This is a genomic window from Rhizobium croatiense, assembly GCF_019793465.1.
In the GTDB taxonomy this organism is placed as follows: Bacteria; Pseudomonadota; Alphaproteobacteria; order Rhizobiales; family Rhizobiaceae; genus Rhizobium; species Rhizobium croatiense.
On sequence record NZ_JAILYJ010000003.1, the window covers coordinates 87797 to 103094 of the forward strand.

Annotated in this window: 14 protein-coding genes; 10 read left to right on the top strand and 4 right to left on the bottom strand. The window is 63.7% G+C overall.

What is annotated here, in order from left to right:
* Positions 1 to 12: 12 nt before the first annotated feature.
* From secD to ybaL, 3 genes are all read right to left on the bottom strand, one after another.
* Positions 13 to 2559: a protein translocase subunit SecD gene (secD, locus tag K6M89_RS06055; RefSeq protein ID WP_222138773.1), complete on the bottom strand. Its 2547-nt coding sequence runs from the start codon at positions 2557 to 2559 to the stop codon at positions 13 to 15.
* 84 nt (positions 2560 to 2643) lie between these two features.
* Positions 2644 to 3024: a hypothetical protein gene (locus K6M89_RS06060; protein WP_222138774.1), complete on the bottom strand. Its 381-nt coding sequence runs from the start codon at positions 3022 to 3024 to the stop codon at positions 2644 to 2646.
* Between the two features lie 54 nt (positions 3025 to 3078).
* Positions 3079 to 4884: a YbaL family putative K(+) efflux transporter gene (gene ybaL / locus K6M89_RS06065; protein WP_222138775.1), complete on the bottom strand. Its 1806-nt coding sequence runs from the start codon at positions 4882 to 4884 to the stop codon at positions 3079 to 3081.
* Positions 4885 to 4918: 34 nt separating this feature from the next.
* Between ybaL and K6M89_RS06070 the strand changes: the two genes are divergently transcribed.
* Entirely contained in the window at positions 4919 to 5224 is a 306-nt protein-coding gene (locus K6M89_RS06070) for a helix-turn-helix transcriptional regulator (protein ID WP_222138776.1), read from the top strand.
* A 7-nt stretch (positions 5225 to 5231) separates the two neighbouring features.
* On the opposite strand, the gene K6M89_RS06075 is transcribed toward K6M89_RS06070, so the two are convergent.
* A complete protein-coding gene (locus tag K6M89_RS06075) occupies positions 5232 to 6653 on the bottom strand; it encodes an ArnT family glycosyltransferase (protein ID WP_222138777.1) in 1422 nt (473 codons plus the stop codon).
* 620 nt (positions 6654 to 7273) lie between these two features.
* Between K6M89_RS06075 and K6M89_RS06080 the strand changes: the two genes are divergently transcribed.
* The 9 genes from K6M89_RS06080 to cheD all read left to right on the top strand — a co-directional run bounded on the left by K6M89_RS06080 (position 7274) and on the right by cheD (position 15292).
* Positions 7274 to 8908: a globin-coupled sensor protein gene (locus K6M89_RS06080; protein WP_222138778.1), complete on the top strand. Its 1635-nt coding sequence runs from the start codon at positions 7274 to 7276 to the stop codon at positions 8906 to 8908.
* A 63-nt stretch (positions 8909 to 8971) separates the two neighbouring features.
* Positions 8972 to 9268 carry an STAS domain-containing protein gene (locus tag K6M89_RS06085; RefSeq protein WP_222138779.1) on the top strand — a complete coding sequence of 99 codons (297 nt, stop codon included), beginning with the start codon at positions 8972 to 8974 and terminating at the stop codon, positions 9266 to 9268.
* Positions 9265 to 9630: a chemotaxis response regulator CheY1 gene (gene cheY1, locus K6M89_RS06090; RefSeq protein WP_003570362.1), complete on the top strand. Its 366-nt coding sequence runs from the start codon at positions 9265 to 9267 to the stop codon at positions 9628 to 9630. Before K6M89_RS06085 ends, cheY1 begins: the two co-directional genes overlap by 4 nt.
* Before the next feature lie 17 nt (positions 9631 to 9647).
* Positions 9648 to 11933: a chemotaxis protein CheA gene (locus K6M89_RS06095; RefSeq protein ID WP_097582500.1), complete on the top strand. Its 2286-nt coding sequence runs from the start codon at positions 9648 to 9650 to the stop codon at positions 11931 to 11933.
* Positions 11934 to 11937: 4 nt separating this feature from the next.
* Complete coding sequence (locus K6M89_RS06100) at positions 11938 to 12405, top strand: chemotaxis protein CheW (protein ID WP_222138780.1); 468 nt, start codon at positions 11938 to 11940, stop codon at positions 12403 to 12405.
* The gene (cheR, locus tag K6M89_RS06105) at positions 12402 to 13310 is read left to right on the top strand and encodes a protein-glutamate O-methyltransferase CheR (protein WP_097582504.1); all 909 of its coding nucleotides are present in this window, start codon (positions 12402 to 12404) and stop codon (positions 13308 to 13310) included. Before K6M89_RS06100 ends, cheR begins: the two co-directional genes overlap by 4 nt.
* On the top strand, positions 13307 to 14350 hold the full coding sequence (cheB, locus tag K6M89_RS06110; RefSeq protein WP_097582506.1) for a protein-glutamate O-methylesterase CheB: 1044 nt from the start codon (positions 13307 to 13309) through the stop codon (positions 14348 to 14350). The genes cheR and cheB overlap by 4 nt, the downstream gene beginning before the upstream one ends.
* A 1-nt stretch (position 14351) precedes the next feature.
* A complete protein-coding gene (locus tag K6M89_RS06115) occupies positions 14352 to 14741 on the top strand; it encodes a response regulator (RefSeq protein ID WP_004672258.1) in 390 nt (129 codons plus the stop codon).
* Positions 14738 to 15292: a chemoreceptor glutamine deamidase CheD gene (cheD, locus tag K6M89_RS06120; protein WP_097582508.1), complete on the top strand. Its 555-nt coding sequence runs from the start codon at positions 14738 to 14740 to the stop codon at positions 15290 to 15292. The genes K6M89_RS06115 and cheD overlap by 4 nt, the downstream gene beginning before the upstream one ends.
* Positions 15293 to 15298 lie beyond the last annotated feature (6 nt).

A 15298-nucleotide genomic window follows, 5' to 3' on the forward strand; every position in this document is an offset into this window, starting at 1 on the left:
AACAGCTGGTTTTCAGCCTGCCGATGTGCGCGAGCGGCCCTCTTCCGGCGGGATGATATCGACGCCCGCATCGGTTGCCGGCGCCTTGGCGTGGCGGCGGCGCCAGTCGCCGAGGAAGAGCAGGATGGGGGCGGCGATGAAGATCGACGAGGCGCCGGCCACCAGAATGCCGAACACCATCGGGATCGCGAAGCTCGATACGGCGCTGCCGCCCCAGATTGCCATCGGCACCAGCGCGAGGAAGGCCGTCGCATTGGTGTAAAGGCTTCGCGCCAGGGTCTCGTTGATCGACTTGTCGATGATCTCGCGCAGCGGCATCGACTTGTAGAGCCGCATATTTTCGCGCATGCGGTCATAGACGACGACCTTGTCGTTCACCGAGTAGCCGACCAGCGTTAGAATGGCGGCGATGGCCGTCAGATTGAAGTCGAGGCCGGTGATCGCGAAGAAGCCGATCGCCTTGGTGACGTCGAGCACTAGCGTGACAATGGCGCCGACGGCAAACGGCCATTCGAACCGCACCCAGATATAGATCAGCATCGCCAAGCTTGCGATCACTACCGACAGAATGCCGGCCGAGGCAAGCTCGCCGCTGACCTTCGGACCGATGACGTCGGTGCCTTCGACAGTGGCGGTCGGATCGATCCTGGCGACTTCAGCCTTCAGCTTGGTGACCGCCGCCGTCTGCGCCTCCTCGCCGCCCTCCTGGCGCTGCGCGCGTACGAGGATGCTGTTGTTGCCGCCGAAGGACTGCAGCGTGATTTCGCCGAGGCCGAGACTGTCCAGACCTTCGCGGAACTTCGCGAGATCGGCCGTCCCTTGGGTCTTGACGGACATCTGGATGCCGCCGCGGAAGTCGACGCCGTAGTTGAGGCCGGGATAGATGAAGAGTGCGACGGAGGCGATCGAAAGCAGCGCCGAAACGGTAACGCCGAAGAAACGCGCCTTCATGAACTGGATATGCTTGTCGTAAGGGCTGAAGGGGATCAACGGCCGGATGTTCAGCACCTTGAACTTGCGGCGGCGGGTAATCTCGATCATGGCGACGCGAACGAAGGCGACCGAGGTGAACATCGAGATGATCAGGCCGAGCGCCATGGTCACCGCAAAGCCGCGAACCGGCCCGGAACCGAAAAAGAACAGGATGCTCGCCGCGATCAGGGCCGTCATATTGCCGTCGATAATGGTCGAATAGGCACGGTTGAAGCCCGTATCGATGGCGGCAAAGGCGCCTCTGCCCTTGCGGGTCTCTTCACGGATGCGCTCATTGATGAGAACGTTCGCGTCGACCGCGAGGCCGATGCCGAGAACGACACCGGCAATACCCGGCAGCGTCAGTGTTGCGCCGACCAGCGTCAGCGCCGAGAGGGTCAGGATCGTGTGGATCAACAGCGCCACATTCGCCAGGATGCCCCAGGTGCCGTAAAGAACGAAGATGAAGACTGCGACAAGGACGAAGCCGACAATGCCGGAGTAGAGGCCCATCTTGATGGCGTCGGCGCCGAGATCGGCGCCGACGGTGCGCTCCTCGATAACAGTCAGCTTGGCGGGCAGGGCGCCGGCGCGCAGCATGGCGGCAAGCGTCGTGGCGCTGTCGGCCGAGAAGTTGCCGGATATCTGGCCGGAACCGCCGGTGATCGGCTCGCGGATGACGGGCGCGCTCAGCACCTTGTTGTCGAGGACAATGGCGAAGGGATTGCCGACGTTCTGCCGCGTAATCTCGGCAAAGCGGGTGGAGCCGGCGCTATCGAAGCGGAAGCTGACGATCGGTTCGCGCGTGTTCGGGTCGAAGCTGACGCGGGCATCCGAGAGGCGGTCGCCGGAGATCTCGACACGGTCGAGAACAGCATGGGTCCGGCCTTCGTCGTCCTGCATCATCGTGACGCCGGGGCCGGGCTGGTTGTTCGGCGACAGCATGTGGAACGACATCTTCGCCGTGGAGCCGAGAAGTTGGCGCAGCCGCGTCGGATCCTGCGCGCCGGGCAGCTGCACGAGCACGCGATTGGCGCCAATGCGCTGGATGGTCGGCTCGGAGACGCCGACCTGGTCGACGCGCTGGCGGATGACTTCCAGGCTCTGCTGGACGGCGTTGTCAACATTGGCGGAGATGCCGGCCGGCGAGAAGCCGATGGTGATGGTGGCGCCGTTGGCGGTGACGGCGAGATCCGCCTGGCCGGCGCTGAGGCCGGTGCTGATCGGGTTGGCGAGCGTCTTGAGTTCGGTGACGGCCGCATCGCTCTGCGCGGCATCGGCGAGCGTCACGACGATCTGATTCTGGCTGCGCACGACGGCCTTCGGCTGGATGCCCTTTTCGCGCAGCACGCGGCGCGCGTCCTGAAGCAGCGATTGCAGCCGCTCCTTGGTCAGGTCCGCCTCGTCGACTTCCAGAACGAGGTGGGAACCGCCGCGAAGGTCGAGGCCGAGCGACACCTGCTCATGCGGCAGCCATGCGGGGATGCGCTGGAGGACGGACTGCGGCAGGGCGTTCGGCAGGGCGATCAATAGGCCGATCACGATGATCACCGAATAGGTGAACACCAGCCAGGGTGAATTGCGCATGTTGTATTCCTTAGATAATCGAGGGCCGGCGCTCGGGCGCTGGCGGCATGTCGTCAATGCTCGGAAGCGCCGCTCGGCGCGATGTCAGGCGGCGGCCGGCGGTGCGCGCGGCTGATGGGCCCTGAAAACTGAAGCATGAAGCCGAGCTTCGAATGCCGGGAGAGGGGAGGCGCTGTTCCAGCCGGCGAAATCGAGAGCCGGGGCAGCGGCAAGGGCAGGCGACCCGGCGTCGTAGGCGGCCTGTTTCGGCGTAAGCTTGCGCTCGGCGGCAAGCACCCCACGTACCGCATCGCGCGCGCTCAGCTGCGGCGGCTGCGGATCGCGGCCGGACGAGGAAAGCGTGTTGACGGCGGTGGCCGGCGCGGTGATGAGATTGCCGCCGAAAAGCAGGCCGATATAGGCAAGGACGGCGAAGAGCAGGGAAGCAGCGATACGGTTCGTCAGACGGCGCTGGTCCAGCTCCATCTCCTCCGTCCCGGCGATGTCACTTCCGTATCGGCTCAAAAGCGCGCCAATCTTTCATTCTCTTTCCGGCGGAGGGTCATCCGTCGGGACAATTGTATCAGGCCCATGATCGTCTTCATAGGCCACACTCTCATGATGCACTTGAGCGAGCCGGTCAACCATGCCCAGTGCGATTTCGCGTTCGCCCATGATGACGGTGTCGGCGCCATATTGCTTCAGCGCATCGACGTCGGCGTCGGAATGGGCGCGGGCGACGATGAGAATGGATGGATTGGCGCTACGCGCCTGCTCGGCGATGCGGCAGGCTTCGAAGGTGTTCGGGATGGCGATGGCAATGCTGCGCGCCGCCGGCAGATTGGCGAGATCGAGCGTCTCCGTGGCCGCGGCATTGCCCATGAAAGCTTCGATGCCCTGGGCTTTCAGCTCGCCAATACGCGTGTCGGAATCCTCGATGACGAGGAAGGGCGTGCCCGCCGATTTCAGGTTCTGCCCGACGATTCTGCCGACCCGCCCGTAACCGACGACAATGGCGTGGCCGTGGAGGCCGCTCGGATGCACCTCGTCATCTTCAGCCGCCGCTTCTTCAGCGGGTGCCACAGCGGGTTCGGCTGCGCGCTCCTCACGTCTTGCCTCTTCGAGCAGCGGGCGCATGCGGTCGCAGAGGAAGAACAGCAGCGGATTGAGGATGATCGAGATGATGGCGCCGGCCAGGATCAGGTCGCGGCCTTCCTCCGGCAACAGTCCAAGGTCGACGCCGAGGGCGGCGAGGATGAAGGAGAATTCGCCGATCTGGCCGAGGCTCGCCGAAATCGTCAGCGCCGTGCCGAGCGGCCTCTTGAAGGCGAGCACGATCAGCAAGGCGGCGACCGATTTGCCGATGACGATGATGAAGAGGGTGGCGAGGATCAGCAGCGGCTTGTCGATCAGGATGTTCGGATCGAACAGCATGCCGACGGAGACGAAGAAGAGCACGGCGAAGGCATCGCGCAGCGGCAGGCTTTCCTGCGCGGCCCGATGGCTGAGCTCGCTTTCGGCCAGCACCATGCCGGCGAAGAAGGCGCCGAGCGCCAGCGACACGCCGAAGAGCTTGGCCGCGCCGAAGGCGACGCCGAGCGCGATCGCCAGTACGCCGAGCCGGAAGAGCTCGCGCGAGCCGGTATGGGCGATGCGATGCATCGCCCATGGAATGAGCTTGCGGCCGAAGATCAGCATCAGCGCCACGAACAGCGCCACCTTCACCAGCGTCATGGCGATCATGCCGCCAATGCCGAGATCGAGGCCGAACAGGCGGTTCAGCCCGGCCGAAAGCGGCTCGGCGGGAGCATGACCTTCGCCGCCGATGCCGGCTGCCGCCGGGATCAGCACCAGCGCCAGAACCATGGCAAGGTCCTCGACGATCAGCCAGCCGACGGCGATCCGGCCGCGCTCGGTCTCGACGAGGCGCCGCTCCTGCAGCGCCTTCAGCAGCACGACGGTGGAGGCAACCGAAAGCGCCAGGCCGAACACCAGGCTGCCGCCGGTCGGCCACCCCATGAGGGCGCCGAGCCCCCAGCCGAGCAATGTCGCAAAGGCGATCTGTGCGATGGCGCCGGGCAGCGCGATGCCGCGCACCGACATCAGGTCTTTCAGCGAGAAATGCAGTCCGACGCCGAACATCAGCAGGATAACGCCGATTTCGGCGAGCTCCGGCGCAAGGTTCTGGTCGGCCACGTAACCCGGCGTATGCGGCCCGACCAGCACGCCGGCGACCAGATAGCCGACGAGCGGCGGCATGCGCAGCTGATGGGCAAGTGCGCCGAAGATGAAAGCCAGCACGAGGCCGCCGACGATTGTCGAGATCAAGGGCGTATCGTGTGGCATCACTGTCTCCCGATCTGGAAATCCCGCGCTGAATATGACATATATGGTCTATATCAACCAATATGGGTGGCTTGAAATCATGGGTCAAGGCGCAAGGGCGACAATTCTCACGCCCGCTCTCTGCCGCGCGGCGCGTGGCCTGCTCGACTGGACCCAGACCGACCTGGCCGAAAGGGCTGCCGTCTCACGCAGCACCATCCGCGATTACGAGGGACGTCACCACGACATCCACCGCGCGACGGAGGCGCAGCTGCGCCTCGCCTTCGAAGAGGGCGGCGTCAGGTTCGTCGAAATCGAAGGCGCGGGCACTGGCCTTTGCCTTCCCGATCGGCCGGGTTAAACCGGACTCAGGGCGCCAGGCAGGTGGCCGAGACTTTGTAGATATAGAGCGTCTTGCCCTTGTAGTAGCCTGCGGTCGGCTGCCAGCTCTTCAGCACCTCGGGCGTTTCGGCCGCGCAGGCGAAGGGACCGTCCGTCAGGAAAAGCACCTTGCCGGCGGTCTCGGCGGGCAGGGCGAATTCCTGCTCGTAATAGCTCTCTGGAAGGTCTGCCGGCGCCCGCGCATAGATCCTGTAGGATGCGTCGCGCAGCGTATAGAAAAGATCGGCGACCATGTCGCGGTTGTTGGTGACGATGATGTCGGTGCCGGCCTGATCGGCGAGCGCTGCGGCCTCGCGGCTGACCTCGGCGCGGCCGAGATAGCGCTTCATCAATTCGTCGCCATTCGGCAGCAGCACCTGCTGCGGAAAGATCGTCGCCAGCGGAAACAGCAGGCTTGCCACGCCGTTGATGGTGAGCGACAGCCTGAGCCCCTTCGGCCACAGCCGATAAAGCAGCCAGACGGCGAGGATCGTCCCCGCGACATAGGCGGTCACGGCCCAGTTGGCATAGGCCTTGGCGACCGTCGCCTGCAGGGTGATCAGCGCCACCACCGGCATCGACAGCCAGACCAGCATCTTCTCGCGGTCGTCGCTCCGGCCCTTGATCATGCGGTAGACCGCCCAGAGGATCGAGAAGAAGATGATCGGCCCGACGACGCCGAACTGCGCGGCGAAGAATTCAAGCCCGCGGCGGAAATTGATGCCGAGGTCGCTCCAATGGGCGATATCCTGCGTATGGCGCACCGTCGTATTGTCGTGCTGCAGGTTCCACCAGAGGTTCGGCAAGGCAACGACCGCCGCGACCGCAACGGCGATGATGAAATCCCGGATGGCGATGCGCGCCGCCGGAATGAGGAGCAGGGCGAGTGCGCCGCCCGGAACGACGAACAGCACGGCATATTTCGTCAGGAAGGCGAGGCCGACCCCGAGGCCCATGACGAGCGCCAGCCCGACCGAGCGCCGCTGCGTCAGACCGAAATAGGCAATCAGCGCGATGGCGATGAAGAACAGCAGGATGACGTCGGTCGAGAAGAACACCGAGGAAAGCGCCACGCCGGGCAGCGTGATATAGGTGGCGCCCGTCCAGCCTTCGATCTCCGGCCCGCCGAACCGCTTCGCCACCTTCATCAGCACCAGTGCCGCCGCCATGTGGATCAATGGCCCGAGCAGCCTGATCCAATAGATGTCGTTGGAGCCGGAAAGCTCGGTCATCGCCCGGATGACCCAGGCGATCATCGGCGGCTTGGAGTAATAGCCGAGATCGAGATTCTGCGCCCAGAACCAGTATTGCGCCTCATCGACGAAAAGGTCCGTAGCATCGAAATAAAGCGTGACGACGCGCCAGAGCGTGAAGCCGAGAACGATGAGGAGACCAGATCTGGGGGACATGAACTTAAGTGTTCCGCTGACATGAAAGGCGCGAGTGCGATTACACCAAAGGCGCCGGACTGCCAACGGGGAAGGGCGTTAGAACACGCGAAGCATGCGGATGTCGCGGTTTGCCGCGAGGGAATCGAGCCGGGCGATTGCTGCCAGCACGCCCATTGCGATCAAGCAGGAACCCAATCCGAGAACAATCATTGCTCTGTCCTTGTCGACGTCATGTCTTGGTTGTCGGCCGGCATATAACACGGAGCTTGCGTGTGCCTTGTAGCAGCCGTGCAACTCTCCCGCAGTATTTCTCGCGAACTGCCTTGAATTGCTTCAAAAGCCGACGCCTGGACAGGCTTATTAACCTTCAGGCAAGGAATTAACCATAAACATTGGGTTACACGTCGGAATGGGAAGATCCACTCGTTCCCACCAGGCATGACGCCGTCCCGCCGTACCGGTTGATCCGGTATCCATCTCTTCAGACAGCTCCGAAACATAGCTGATCAGGGGGCTCGATCCGCCGGTTCTCACCGGTGGTGAGGACCGTCCCCACGCTTCGTGTTCATTGGATGCTGCGAAAGTTTTCAGCCGGGCTTTGCCCGGAATGTGGTCGGGGACAGGCATTGGGGCAGGACATGCCATCAGATCAGGCTCGTGGAGCGCAGGCAGGCAGCTTGCGCGACCGCCTGCGCTTTGCCGGTCTCGATGCCGATCAGTGCGAATTGGTGCGCCGCAACCGGCCGGCACTCGAAGCGCATCTGAAGGCAGGTCTCAGGGATCTCTTTCACAGGTTCCAGTCATTGCCCGACGCCTCGCGCAATTTCGAGAGCGAGCGCCAGGTTGAACGCCTGCATGATCTGCAGTCCTCGCATTGGGACGTGCTGACGGATGCCCGCTTCGACAGCCTCTATGCCGAGCGCGTCAAGGTTCTCTCCGATACCGAAAACAAGATGGGCCTCGACCCGCGCTGGCACGTCGCCGGTCACGGCGTCATGCTGGAGCACGTCCTTTCCGGCCTCGCCGAGGAGATCGCCGGCCGGCCGCTGCTGCCGTCGGCCAAGCGCCGCACTCGCGAAATCTCCGAACTGATGACGGCGATCATCCGCATCGTCATGGTCGATGTGGAAATCGCCGTGTCGCTCCGCTTCAATGCGCTGCGCGCCACCCAGCACCGCGCGCTTGCTGATCAGCGCGCCGATAATGAGGCCGAGATCGTCAGGATCTTCGGCGATGTCATTGAAGGCCTGGCCGCCCGCGATCTGACGCGGCGCGCCCCCGTCGACGCCGATGGCGCCTATGCCGGGATCGCCGCCGCGCTGAACGGCGCCTTGGATGGTCTCCAGGCCGAATTCGCCGACATCACCGCACGCACGGTCAAGGCTGAAGCGGCAACGGCTTCGCTTGCCGACCTGTCGCGGCAGTTCGCCGGCAGTGCGTCCGGCCAGGCCGACCGGCTGCAGCTTTCCGCCACCGCCCTTGCCGGCATTGCCGGCAGCGTACGTGACGGCGCCGCCGACAGCCGCGCCGCCGAGCAGGCGGCCGCCTCGACGCGCGCCGCCGTCGAGGAAAGCGGCGAGGTCGTCGGCCGCGCGATCAGCGCCATGGCCGATATCGAGCAGTCGGCCGAAAAAATCGGCCAGATCATCGGCGCGATCGACGAGATCGCCTTCCAGACCAATCTTCTGGCGCTGAATGCCGGCATCGAGGCGGCGCGCGCCGGTGATTCCGGCCGCGGTTTTGCCGTCGTCGCCCAGGAAGTCCGGGCACTGGCCCAGCGCTCGGCCGAAGCCGCCCGCGAAATCAAGACGCTGGTGACGACGACCAAGGCGCAGGTCGACGCCGGCGTGCAGATGGTCGGCCGTACGCAGGATTCGATCGGCAGCATCGTGCGCCAGGTCACCGACATCAATGCCGCCATTTCAGGCATTGCCACAAGGACCGGCGAACATGCCGCAAGCCTCGACGGCGTGGCTGCGGACGTCAAGGGTCTGGGCGCCGAGGTGGCCGATAGCGCCGGCCTGGCGGAGCGTTCGACGCAAGGCGCCGACCATCTCCACACCGTCATTCTCGAGCTCGGCCGCACGGTGCGCGATTTCCGCATCGCCCGCGAAAACGCCCATGCCGGCCGGCCGGCGCCGGTCCGCGTGGCGCCGTCGCCTGTCATCAACGCCGACGCCCGCGCGGCAGTGGTCGAGGACGAATATGAAAATGACGATTTTGGCCTTCCCCAGTCGCTCGCAAGCGTCGGAGGTGGGCGGAATGTTTACTAACCTATCGGATTATCGCCTCAGCTCATCTTTTCGGGCCGGGGACAAGGGGACAAGGACAAGCTGATGGTAGCAAAGAAGAGTGGCAAGAGGCTGAATTTGACAGCGGTGCTCGACCTCAACGAGGCTTCCGCCTTGCGTGAAAAACTCCTCTCGTTCAGGGGCAGCGGTCTTTCGATCGACGCATCCGGCGTTGAGCGGATCGGTGCTCTTTGCGCACAGGTCCTGATGTCCGCCGAGAAGACCTGGGCGCAGGACCAGCAGCCGTTCACCTTCTCCCAGGTGTCCGATGCATTTCAAAAAACCATGCAGCTGGTTGGCGTCAATATTGACCACCTGCTTGCCAAGGAGATTCGGCAATGAAGAAAAAAGTACTGACCGTGGATGATTCCCGCACCATCCGAAACATGCTGCTCGTGACCCTGAACAATGCCGGCTTCGAGACGATCCAGGCGGAAGACGGCGTCGAGGGTCTCGAAGTTCTCGAAGAGTCCAATCCTGACGTCATCGTCACCGACATCAACATGCCGCGCCTCGACGGTTTCGGCTTCATCGAAGGTGTCCGCCGCAACGAGAAATATCGGGCGATCCCGATCCTGGTCCTGACGACCGAGAGCGACGCGGAAAAGAAGAACCGCGCCCGCCAGGCCGGCGCCACGGGCTGGATCGTCAAGCCTTTCGACCCGGCCAAGCTGATCGATGCAATTGAGCGTGTAACCGCTTAAACCCAGGATTTGCTCCTATGGATATGAACGAAATCAAAGAGATCTTTTTCCAGGAGTGCGAGGAACAGCTCGCCGAGCTGGAATCCGGTCTTCTGAAAATGAACGATGGCGATCGCGATCCGGAAACCGTCAATGCGGTGTTCCGTGCCGTGCATTCGATCAAGGGGGGCGCCGGCGCCTTCGGCCTTGATGATCTGGTTGCCTTCGCCCATGTGTTCGAGACCACTCTCGATTGCGTTCGTTCCAACAAGCTCGAGCCGACCCAGGACGTCCTGAAGGTGATGCTGAAGTCGGCCGACGTGCTCGCCGACTTGACCAATGCCGCGCGCGACGGCGGCAGCGTCGATGAGAGCCGCAGCCGCGGCCTCGTCAAGGAGCTGGAAGCGCTGGCCAACGGTGAATTGCCTTCCCCCTCGGCCGCCGCTGAGGCGCCTGCGCCCAAGGCCGCGGCAAAGGCGGCCCCGGCCGCTCCGGCGCCGACCCCCAAACCCACCGATGACAGCGGCTTCCAGCCGATCCCCTTTTCCTTCGACGATTTCGGCGGCGACGAAGCGGCCTCCGACCTGCCGGCCTATGAAGTCACCTTCAAGCCGCGTTACGAGCTCTATTCCAAGGGCAATGACGCCACCCTGCTGCTGCGCGATCTCTCGCGCCTCGGTGAGATGACCATCTATTGCAATATGGATGAGCTGCCGGGCCTCGAGGAACTCGATCCGGAAGGCGCCTATTTCTTCTGGAACGTCACGATCAAGACGGACAAGGGCGAAGACGCCATCCGCACCGTCTTCGAATTCGCGGAATGGGATTGCGACCTGACGGTGAAGCCGGTCGAGGCAGCAAGCGCCGGCGCGGCCGGCAATGAGGAACTGCCGATGGTGCCGGTTCCCTTCGACCTGTCGATCCTCGACGAGACGGCCGCCGTGGAACAGGTTTCCGCCGCGCGGTCCGACGATGCGACGGCCGCCGTTGCCGCTGCCGAGACCGCATCCAACGTCACGCAGATGGCGGCAGCCGCCGCCCGCGTCGAGAAGAAGGAATCGGCCGCTGCCGCGGCCGCCGCGGCAAATGCCGCCGCCCAGAACAATGCCGCCGGCGCCGGCCAGACGATCCGCGTCGATCTCGACCGCGTCGACCGGCTCATCAACCTCGTCGGCGAACTGGTCATCAACCAGGCGATGCTGTCGCAGAGCGTCATCGAGAACGACACCACCGGGACCTCCTCGATCAACATGGGCCTCGAGGAGCTGCAGCAGCTCACCCGCGAGATCCAGGACTCGGTGATGGCGATCCGCGCCCAGCCGGTGAAGCCGGTCTTCCAGCGCATGTCGCGCATCGTCCGCGAAATCGCCGACATGACCGGCAAGTCGATCCGCCTGATCACCGAAGGTGAAAACACCGAAGTCGACAAGACGGTCATCGACAAGCTGGCCGAGCCGCTGACCCACATGATCCGCAATGCCGTCGACCACGGCATCGAGACGCCGGAAAAGCGCGCGGCCGCCGGCAAGAATACCGAAGGCACCGTCCGTCTCACCGCCAAGCATCGTTCCGGCCGCATCCTGATCGAGCTTGCCGACGACGGCGCCGGCATCAACCGCGAGAAGGTTCGCCAGAAGGCGATCGACAACGACCTGATCCCGGCAGACGCCAATCTTTCGGACGAGGAAATCGACAACCTGATCTTCCTGCCGGGCTTCTCGACCGCCGACAAGATCTCCGACATCTCCGGCCGCGGCGTCGGCATGGACGTCGTCAAGCGTTCGATCCAGGCGCTCGGCGGCCGCATCAACATCACGTCCAAGCCGGGCCACGGCTCGGTCTTCACCATGAGCCTGCCGCTGACGCTCGCCGTCCTCGACGGCATGGTGGTCACCGTCGCCGGCCAGACGCTGGTCGTACCGCTGACCGCGATCGTCGAAACCCTGCAGCCGGAAGCTGCGGCGATCCACTCCTTCGGCGCCAACCACCGGCTGATCTCGATCCGCAACTCTTTCTGCCCGCTGGTCGATGTCGGCCGCATCCTGAACTTCCGCGCGACCCAGGCCAATCCTGTGGAAGGCGTGGCGCTCCTGGTGGAATCCGAAGGCGGCGGCCAGCGCGCCCTGATGGTCGATGCCATCCAGGGGCAGCGTCAGGTGGTCATCAAGAGCCTGGAAGCCAACTACACCCACGTACCGGGCATTGCCGCCGCCACCATCCTCGGCGACGGCCGCGTGGCTCTGATCCTCGATGTCGACGCGGTTGTCGGCGCTTCGCGCGGCCAGTCGCTGAAAGCGGAAATGTCGTTAGCAGCAGTAGGGTAAGGCAATGTCGTACACCGTAAAAAGCCTGAGCGAAGGGGACCGCGAGCTGATCGCGTTCCGTATCGGCGATCAGGAATTTTGCGTGAACATCATGTCGGTTCGCGAAATCCGGGGCTGGACCCCGGCGACCGCGATGCCGCACTCGCCTGCCTATATGCTTGGTGTCATCAACTTGCGCGGCGCGGTGCTGCCGATCATCGATCTTGCCGCCCGCCTCGGCATGAAGCCGGCCGATCCGACCGCCCGTCATGTCATCATCGTCGCCCAGGTCCGCCGCAAGGTCGTCGGCCTGCTGGTCGATGCCGTGTCCGATATCCTGACGGTGACCGACGAGACCATCCAGCCGACCCCGGAGATCTCCTCCGAGATCGAGCGTCAATTCGCCCGCGGCATTCTCGCCATCGACAAACGTATGATCTGCCTGATCGAACTCGAATCCCTCTTCTCCGACACCGAAAGCGAAGCCGCATGAGTGCAATGGGCGCAAAAGATCAGAGGCAGGGGGCCGACGAGGTGCTAGCGAGCGGAGAATATCCGCTGACGCGCCGCGACCTCACGGAAATCGCCGCCATGATCTATTCGGATGCCGGCATCTTCCTCAACGAGACGAAGGCCTCGCTCGTCTATTCGCGCCTGTCGAAGCATATCCGCAATCTCGGCCTGTCCGGCTTCCGGGAATATTGCGAACTCGTCGCTTCGCCGGCGGGTGCGGCGGAGCGCCGCGAAATGCTGTCGCATCTGACGACCAACTTCACCCGCTTCTTCCGCGAAAACCATCATTTCGAGCATCTGCGCGATCATGTGCTGCCGGAGCTTCTGCAGCGGGCGAGGGCCGGCGGCAGAGTGCGCATCTGGTCGGCCGCTTCCTCCGACGGGCAGGAACCCTATTCGATCGCGCTCACCGTGCTGTCGCTGATGCCGAACGTCGCCGACTACGACTTCAAGATCCTGGCGACCGACATCGACCCGAAGATCCTCGCGATCGCTCGCGCCGGCGCCTATGACGAAACCGCGCTCGAAACCGTGTCGCCCGCCATGCGCAAGCAATGGTTCAGCGAAGTCGAGGTGCAGGGCCGACGGAAATTTCAGGTCGACGACCGCGTCAAGCGGCTGATCACCTATAACGAGCTGAACCTGATGGCGCAGTGGCCGTTCAAGGGCAAGTTCGACGTCATCTTCTGCCGCAACGTCGTCATCTATTTCGACGAGCCGACGCAGATGAAGATCTGGCAGCGTTTCGCCGGTCTGCTGCCGGAAGGCGGCCATCTCTATATCGGCCATTCCGAGCGCGTGTCCGGCGAGGCGAAACACGTCTTCGACAATATCGGCATCACGACCTATCGCTACGCGGCCAAGGGTCTCGGGAGGAAGGCATGAGCGCGCCGGCAAGGGTTCTCGTTGTTGACGACTCGCCGACGATGCGCGGTCTGATCACCGCCGTCCTGAGTTCGGACCCCGAAGTCAACGTCATCGGCCAGGCCGGTGACGCGCTGGAAGCGCGCGAGGCGATCAAGCGGCTGAACCCCGACGTCGTGACGCTCGACATCGAGATGCCGAACATGAACGGCCTCGATTTTCTCGAAAAGATCATGACGTTGCGCCCGATGCCGGTCATCATGGTGTCCACGATGACCCATCGCGGCGCCGAGGCGACGCTTGCAGCACTTGAGATCGGAGCTTTCGATTGCGTCGGCAAGCCGGGTCCCGGCGAACCCAGGCCCTTCGGCGACCTCGCCGAGAAGGTCAAGGCGGCCGCCCGCACGCAGCGCCAGTTTTCCCAACCGGCGGCTGCCGTCGCGCCGCCGCCCTCCGTCGCCGATTTCCGCGTCGGCCGCAAGATCGTCGCGATCGGCTCGTCGACGGGCGGCGTCGAGGCGCTGATTGCCGTGCTCCAGAAGTTCCCGGCCAATTGCCCGCCGACGGTCATCACCCAGCACATGCCGCCGACCTTCACCAAGAGCTTCGCCGAACGGCTGAACCGCCTCTGCGCGCCGGTGGTGCAGGAAGCGACCGACGGCGCCCGCCTGGAAATCGGCAAGATCTATCTGGCGCCCGGAGGCGAACGTCATCTCCAGGTCACCGGCGCTACGGCGCCGTGCTGCCGCCTCGTCGACCGCGCCCCGGTCAACGGTCACCGCCCCTCGGTGGACGTGCTCTTTGATTCTGTTGCGGAACTGGCCGGCCGCAACGCCGTTGGCGTGATTCTGACCGGGATGGGCCGCGACGGCGCCGCCGGATTGTTGAAAATGCGTCACGCCGGCGCCAGAACCCTCGGCCAGAACGAAAAAACCTGTGTCGTTTACGGAATGCCAAGGGTTGCGCACGAACTTGGCGCCGTTGAGCAGCAGCTGCCACTGTCTGCCATCGGTGAGGAAATATTGAAAATGACAGCCGCCCGAAAGGAAGGGACCGAATAAAATGTCGATCGCGGAGAAAATCAAAGTTCTGATCGTCGATGATCAGGTAACGAGCCGGTTGCTGCTCAGCGACGCGCTGACACAGCTCGGTTTCAAGCAGATCACGTCGGCCGGCGACGGCGAACAGGGCATGAAGATCATGACCGAGCAGCCGCACCATCTGGTGATCTCGGACTTTAACATGCCGAAGATGGATGGCATCGGCTTCCTTCAGGCCGTGCGCACCAACCCGAACACCAAGAAGGCAGCCTTCATCATCCTCACCGCCCAGGGCGATCGCGCGCTGGTGCAGAAGGCCGCCCAGCTCGGCGCCAACAACGTGCTCGCCAAGCCGTTCACGATCGAGAAGATGAAAGCGGCCATCGAAGCCGTGTTTGGAGCCCTGAAATGATCACTGAGGGGGCAGCCCGCCGCGTGCACATTATTCAAGGCGAGTATAAGGTTCTGAGCGATCCGAATGCGGTCCTCTCGACCATTCTCGGCTCGTGCGTGGCTGCGTGCCTCAGAGACCCTGTCGCCGGCATCGGCGGCATGAACCACTTTCTGCTGCCCGGTTCGGCGACGTCGCCGACATCAGGCGGGGATGCCACGCGCTACGGCGTGCATCTGATGGAATTGCTGATCAACGGTCTCCTGAAGCAGGGCGCCCGGCGCGACCGGCTGGAGGCAAAGATCTTCGGCGGCGCCAAGACGATCTCGACCTTCTCCAACGTCGGTGAGCAGAACGCGACCTTCGCCATGCAGTTCCTGAGGGATGAAGGCATTCCGGTGGTCGGCTCGTCCACAGGTGGAGAGCATGGGCGCAAGCTCGAATATTGGCCGGTCTCCGGTCGTGCCCGGCAATATCCATTGACCGGCGCCGAAACCCAGAGAACCGTCGCTCTCGAGCAGCGTCCCGCCGCTCCGCAGAAGCCCGCCGAAACCAGTATCGAATTTTTTTGATGGCGA